Below are 6,993 nucleotides of genomic sequence, written 5' to 3' on the forward strand. Positions count from 1 at the left end.
GGAGCCACTAAACGTAAGATACTCTCTTCTTCTCAGGGCAATTGTAAAGGGGTTACATATCGGTTCGGAAGCGTCACCAACTAACGCCACAAGCTCAAAAAAAAAGATATTACATTTTCATAGCAAACGAGTTACTGATCGGCTCTGAATCTACATGACAAAGGTTCGTTCATTTCATTAAGTGACTTTTATATACATCTAATCATGTTTGATGTTGTTTATGTAAAAGCTTCTGCAAATTTCATACCCTACAGGACCATCTTCAGAATTTTTCGATGTAACCCTTCTAATGTCAGCATAGAAAGTAATTTCAATGCAGGAGCCTATACTAATTTGATTTAGATCCATATCAGGCATATCGTGATATGTGAAGGATATCCAGATAGAATCCTTATCTGAATCCACAATTTGAATTCCTCCTGTACCACTTGTAATTGAAGTGTCTTCAAGAGCTATAACAATGCCTCTAACCAAGCCTGTTGAATCAGAATACTTGAATTTAGTTGCCTTACATGAATTAAGATTATTATTGTTAATAATATCAGAGCTGTCGTCTGAAGCAACTGTTTTGTTATGGTTAACAGATTCGGATGGAATTGACACCTGTTTATTGCTATCAATCTTACATGCTAAAACAATTACCCACACACAAACTATAATTTTGAGAAACCAGTTATGCATTTATGTTCCCTTCGATTAATACAGTTAATTTATCTCCATTCATTTCGTTTGGACTTGTACAGAAAAACTTATCAATCAAATATTTATTTCGACTAAACTCTCTGACATCTACATGGACCCAAGTTGTTGCTCCCGTATCTACCGATTCAAGAGAAAACCTATCCTTACTGGCAGGCATCACCCAGTCGACTGTAGCATTAAGAACTTCACGTTTTTGACATATTGTCCGTACTTGTTCTGCCACAACTCGTCTATCAGCATCACTTTGAGTATTCCTGTTAATCCAATTTCCATTTCGCTCTACTTCATATAGTATATCTACTGCTTTACCTCTATGGTTCACTGTTGAGCCGTAGCAACGGTAACCTGAGCTAAATCCATGTAAACGATATTTAGTTGTATTTTGTAAGAGATGAAATTGCAAGCCACGAACAGCCCAAAGTAGAGACCTATGAATACCGGGGTATTCGTATCTATGGAATGCTTCCCGTGTGGATGCCCCCGAAAACTCATTCAAATATTTCCCATTTCCATATCCATTACATTTGACAGTAACATCACTCATTGCAGGACATTTACATTTTAATTGATCAAACAGTCTAACACTAATCGTATATGCCTCCCCAAATTCATCAATAGCCTCGGCTACAGCCATATCCACTATGCCCTTAGGATTACCCCGTTTCATATAGAGCTTCTCGAAATTTTTAACTTTTGTCTCTGTCAGATCATCAAAAACATCCGATGGTACACCACCCCCAAAACCAGCCAACCGTATATTTATCTCCTCAACTATCTTTCCTGTATCACCCTTCTTATAACTTTTCGCATAACTCACCCGCATCTTCAACCTTCCACCGATCTCCACTCTCTTTACAAAATTCTTTTTAAACACCTCCATGTCAGTGAAATCGGTCTCACTGTCAAAGATATGAATATTCCCGCCGGTATTTCTGCTTTCGTTTCCAAGTACACACAAATTGGTTCTGCCCTGATTTTTGGTTTCGGGGTCGTGCTCAAGCCATAAGCGGTACCTGCCCCAACGTTTTACTCCTCCTGGCCATGTTCCGCCAAATGTTGTTCCCAGAAATTTAGATCATCAATGAACTGAAGATTCTCCCGCTTTAGTCACCAGATACTTTGAGAAATGTTACAGAGCAGTGCCTCTAATCAATTTTCAATTTCTTAATAAAAAAACGCCTGCTGATTTCGTATCCCACAGGACCATCTTCAGAATGTTCTGAGGAAACCCTAAATATCTCAGATCCGTATTCTATTTCCACACAACTAAACTCATGAAATAAGTTTGGTTCTATATTAGAAACATCAAAAGAAAAGTCTATGGTGTCATTCTCAATATCAACTATACGTATTATTCCTGCCGTTTTGCTCCTTGTTGTATAACTGGTAGAGACGAGTAAACCTCGTAATACACCTGTAGAATCAGAATAATCAAACTGGGTGAATTCACAGTTCGGTAAGGAATCATCGTTTTTAGTTGATGATTTCTCAATGCGCTCGTTGGAATCTTTATTACTTGTTACCGACTCATTTTTTATATATTGACTCTCTTTTGTTGCATTGCATGAGAAAACAACTGTAATAACTAATACTTGTATATATAGTGTTGTCTTTTTAAACATCTACACCTCTTTTTGTAAAAGTAATATAAGCTTCTCACCATTAATTTCAGTTAAGTTTTTACAGAAAAATCGATCATCCAAATATTTGCTACGATCAAATTCTCTGACATCTACATGAACCCAAGTTGTTGCCCCCATTTCGACCGACTCAAGAGAAAACCTGTCCTTACTTGCAGGCATAATCCAATCAATCGTAGCATTAAGAACTTCACTTTTTTGGCAAATTGTCCGTACTTGTTCTGCCACAATTTGTCTATCTGCACTACTCTGTTGATCTCTATTTATCCATTGTCCGTTAATTTGGTTCCGATAAATGATATCTACAGCTTTACCTCTATGGTTTACTGTTGATCCATAACAACGGTATCCTGAGCTAAACCCAAATCTCTCAATTTTTTCATCTTCTTGCCATAAGTGATAATCCAGACCACGAATAGCCCAAAGTAGAGATCTATGAATTCCCGGATACTCATACCTGTGAAACGCTTCCGCAGTAGATGCCTGCGAAAATTCATTTTTGAATTTTCCATTTCCAAAACCTGCACATTTAACAGATATGTCACTCCTTGACTCACACTTACACTTTAATTGCCGAAACATATCCTCATCTATCACATATTCTTCCCCGAATTCATCAATAGCCTCGGCTACAGCCATATCCACTATGCCCTTAGGATTACCTCGTTTCATATAGAGCTTCTCGAAATTTTTAACTTTTGTCTCTGTCAGATCATCAAAAACATCCGATGGTACACCACCCCCAAAACCAGCCAACCGTATATTTATCTCCTCAACTATCTTTCCTGTATCACCCTTCTTATAACTTTTCGCATAATTCACCCGCATCTTCAACCTTCCACCGATCTCCACTCTCTTTACAAAATTCTTTTTAAACACCTCCATGTCAGTGAAATCGGTCTCACTGTCAAAGATATGAATATTCCCGCCGGTATTTCTGCTTTCGTTTCCAAGTACACACAAATTGGTTCTGCCCTGATTTTTGGTTTCGGGGTCGTGCTCAAGCCATAAGCGGTACCTGCCCCAACGTTTTACTCCTCCTGGCCATGTTCCGCCAAATGTGCCTCGCCAAAAACCGAGGTCATCTATGCACTGAAGATTATCCCGCTTTAACCACCATATACCTTCGGGAATGGGACCTTCATTTACTTCGTCCTGACCGAGAGGAGGCTGCAGATCGGGAGTATTGGTGAAATGTCCCAATTAAAACCTGATTAGATAAGTGTTTTAGTTTATATACTCTCAGTAGTCTGGATGTGGATCAGGACAGGGAATTCTTTCTCCGCTGGGTGAATGGCAAACCGAGGGGAATTCACACGGATACTCTTCACCACAACGATCATAGCACTTGTGTATTATAATTTCACCTTTTTCGTAGACTCTTATCTCCATTGTGGTTCCGTCAGAGTAACGATTTATAACAGTATCTACCGGAACACCATCTGCATAATTCGCTTCATGTGTAATCACACCATCGTGGTTTTTTGTTATTTGCTTCCCATGGACCCTACCATTTCGATTATTTTCAATCTTTATGTAATCCCAGGATTTTGAATACCACACAGAATCTCTCAATCCTTTTGTGAAAAACGATTGATTATACCAAGTGCTATCCCCAGGAAAAAAAACTTTCAAGCCATCAATTTTGTTGGTATCATTCTTATACACCATGTAAAACTCACGAATAAAAAGGTCCATTTCTGTTGGCCACATGGTTTTTAATTGCTTTTTTCCAGAACTTGTATCATTTCTATGGCTTTTGAGAATACTTTCAAATCTCTCTTCCTTAGAATGATATTTAATCCTAAGGTTCTCATTATTAATGTCAATACCCCACCTATCTTGGAGATATTTACCAAAATCGAATTGTTCTTGCTTATTGGCCTCTGTGCACGATACAAATAGTAGTAAAGACCACAATACCAATATTAAAAAAGTATAATTTTTAATCATTTTCTTCTCCTCAGATTGGTCGTTTATGTTGCGAATTACACTCATCTCTTTTTATACAACTACTGCAATATGAGAGATCGAGATTTTCTTGATCTTCTCTAATACGTGCCCCCGATTCCCAAAAATCAAAATGAAAATGATGGTGGTGTCCTTCATATTGAACAACGAAAAGGCTTGGCGTATATTCTGAATATTCATTGCATGTAACAGTCACATGGGGGCACTGTGTCATTATTCTTCCAAAGCCTAATTCGCGGGCTTTCCGTGCAAACCGCACAGAGCTGTCTTTACAATAATGCCTGTTTTCAACACTGGCCCTCTGCATGGAACCAACTTTAGCAGACCTTATATCCACACCATATCCATCCTGATGACTGCTATGAGGTGGCATCCTTCCGCCTGTAAATAGTGATATGTTTCCGATCTCAATTACATCATTTTCCGACTTCCACTCTTCTGCTAATTTTATCAGCGCGTCGATATGCTCTTTCGCCCCCCATATATCATTATGGTATACATCAGATAATACACCTGTGCTGGTATCACATACATTGCCATATCTTTTGTAACAATGGCTCTTTGAAGGCGGTAGCTGATAGAAACGTTGAGGCCTTTCCGGTTTATTAATTGCTGATCCGCAAAAGGCCCGGGCTGCAATTGTACTTATATCAACAGGAACTCCGGGCCTTTCAAAGTCTTTGTCAGCCAAACACTCTTTAATTGCATCCGCAGTTTTAGCATCAATTATTCCATTAGCATCCAAACCATACTTAGCCATGTGCTCAAATTGAAATGTTTTAAGTCCGCTATAAACACCTTTATCGAACACTCCACTGTATATCATTGGTGCGCCAATTGCCGGAACATCTTTTCCTTCTGTTATCCAGTAGCCAAGAGTGAACAGATCTTTCTGCAGTTCTTCTACAAAAGCACCTTGCTCATCTCTGATTTCACCGCCCCATTTTTTCTCTGTGTCACTATCACCATCTCTAAGGTCATATTTCCCATAAGCCGGCTGAGAATAATTCACCCGCATCTTCAACCTTCCACCGCTCTCCACTCTCTTTACAAAATTCTTCTTAAACACCTCCATGTCGGTGAAGTCGGTCTCACTATCAAAGATGTGAATATTGCCGCCGGTATTTCTGCTTTCGTTTCCAAGTACACACAAATTGGTTCTGCCCTGATTTTGGGTGCTGGGGTCGTGCTCCAGCCATAAGCGGTGTTTGGTCTTCTCTTTATATATTTGATTCATATTAATGCACTATGAATGATTAACCTTAAGCCACCAGATGTACTCGGGGAAAGGATCTTCTCTTATTTCTGCGGTTCCAAACATCCCAGTATAGTATAACTGTTTGGGTTTATGATACAGATGTTATTGAATAAGTTCCAATTCGGTAGCGTTTTTAAATTCAAAATTATATTTATTATCTTTTTCATCATCCAGAAAGGTAGTGATTTCCATTGAGCCTTCTTTAATTTTTACTTCAATGTTTTTTTCTTTTAACCCTTCATCCTCAACGTTAGGTTGATATATTGTAAAATCCCCCAACCCATACAATCGGCCATTCTGGTACCTATAAATGAAGAAAATAGAACTATAATAATCATCTAATTCTATCAAAAAAACCTTAGATTTCATGCACCTAAAGTACCAAAAATCCAATTCACCTATACCAGGCAGAGTTCCAATTTCAAAAGTTTTATTTAAGGAAGTTGATATTGTTGTAAAATTTAGAAATGTTATATTATCTCTATGCTTAATAGTATCTTTAAACCCTATTACTATATCAGAGTAATAAAATATTTCACCTTTATCACTTCGTTTTTCGTATTCCTTCTTATAACACTCATTATAATTTTTTTGTTTTTTTACTATAGTATCTTTGACATAATTATTCGTATCATTTATTTCTAAAAAAGACTGTTTTTCACCTACCTGACTACATATAATTGATGGCAGTGTTATCACCAATATCAAACAATAAAAAATTCTTATTTCCATAACATATCCTTTATTTGTTTTTGATGAACTTTGTCTTTCTCTGTCATATTTTGTTCTGTTTTTATGTTAAAGAAAATGCAAGGGTTACATTTTCTTTCCAGGCCTCTTATAAATCCTGCATTGGTTATTTCAAAATGTAGATGTGGATTGCGTGTACCATTCACTACTCCTGTAATACCAGTTAGTCCAACCACATCATTTGGTCCTACGTTATCACCCACTTTGAAATAATCATTTTTACTTAGGTGCATGAAAACAAGGTAAACTGAACCACTAAAAGTAAATGATACGTCTATTAGTTCTCCTTTATCTTTATACATTGGCTTATAGTCTTGATTTCTAATATTTAAAAAAGTACTGGTGTCTTTGATTTTTAAAACAAGTACTTTACCGGCACTTCCTGCTGTTGTTATAGTATTGACTTCAGAGTCAAAACATGCATACACTTTTGCACCTGGTTTTGCTAATAGATCAACTCCATTATGGTTTCTTACCCCGTCCCTTATATTTTCGCCAAAAGACCCATGCCATGGTTTATAGTGTCCACCCTGACTGTACAAACAAAGCATAGGATCATCAATTGGTGGTCTCCAATTGGCAGGCTGAGCATAATTCACCCGCATCTTCAACCTTCCACCGCTCTCCACTCTCTTTACAAAATTCTTCTTAAACACCTCCATGTCAGTGAAA

At 37.7% G+C, this 6,993-nt stretch carries 8 protein-coding genes; all 8 read right to left on the reverse strand.

Going from position 1 to position 6,993, the window contains the following annotated elements; translation table 11 throughout:
• Positions 1–198 precede the first annotated feature (198 nt).
• Complete coding sequence (locus tag QA601_18485; GenBank protein ID MDG5817092.1) at positions 199–681, reverse strand: hypothetical protein; 483 nt, start codon at positions 679–681, stop codon at positions 199–201.
• Complete coding sequence (locus QA601_18490; GenBank protein MDG5817093.1) at positions 674–1,660, reverse strand: peptidoglycan-binding domain-containing protein; 987 nt, start codon at positions 1,658–1,660, stop codon at positions 674–676. Before QA601_18490 ends, QA601_18485 begins: the two co-directional genes overlap by 8 nt.
• A 187-nt stretch (positions 1,661–1,847) precedes the next feature.
• Positions 1,848–2,324 carry a hypothetical protein gene (locus QA601_18495; protein MDG5817094.1) on the reverse strand — a complete coding sequence of 159 codons (477 nt, stop codon included), beginning with the start codon at positions 2,322–2,324 and terminating at the stop codon, positions 1,848–1,850.
• Positions 2,325–3,545 (reverse strand): peptidoglycan-binding domain-containing protein, encoded by a 1,221-nt coding sequence (locus tag QA601_18500; GenBank protein ID MDG5817095.1) that lies wholly within the window; start codon positions 3,543–3,545, stop codon positions 2,325–2,327.
• Positions 3,546–3,584: 39 nt separating this feature from the next.
• The gene (locus QA601_18505) at positions 3,585–4,295 is read right to left on the reverse strand and encodes a hypothetical protein (protein ID MDG5817096.1); all 711 of its coding nucleotides are present in this window, start codon (positions 4,293–4,295) and stop codon (positions 3,585–3,587) included.
• Between the two features lie 10 nt (positions 4,296–4,305).
• Positions 4,306–5,550, reverse strand: a complete 1,245-nt coding sequence (locus QA601_18510; GenBank protein ID MDG5817097.1) for a peptidoglycan-binding domain-containing protein — start codon at positions 5,548–5,550, stop codon at positions 4,306–4,308.
• 123 nt (positions 5,551–5,673) lie between these two features.
• On the reverse strand, positions 5,674–6,303 hold the full coding sequence (locus QA601_18515; GenBank protein ID MDG5817098.1) for a hypothetical protein: 630 nt from the start codon (positions 6,301–6,303) through the stop codon (positions 5,674–5,676).
• On the reverse strand, positions 6,294–6,993 hold a 700-nt coding region (locus tag QA601_18520; protein ID MDG5817099.1), incomplete at its 5' end, for a M23 family metallopeptidase. The genes QA601_18515 and QA601_18520, both read right to left, overlap by 10 nt.

This window comes from Chitinispirillales bacterium ANBcel5, assembly GCA_029688955.1.
GTDB lineage: Bacteria > Fibrobacterota > Chitinivibrionia > Chitinivibrionales > Chitinispirillaceae > Cellulosispirillum > Cellulosispirillum alkaliphilum.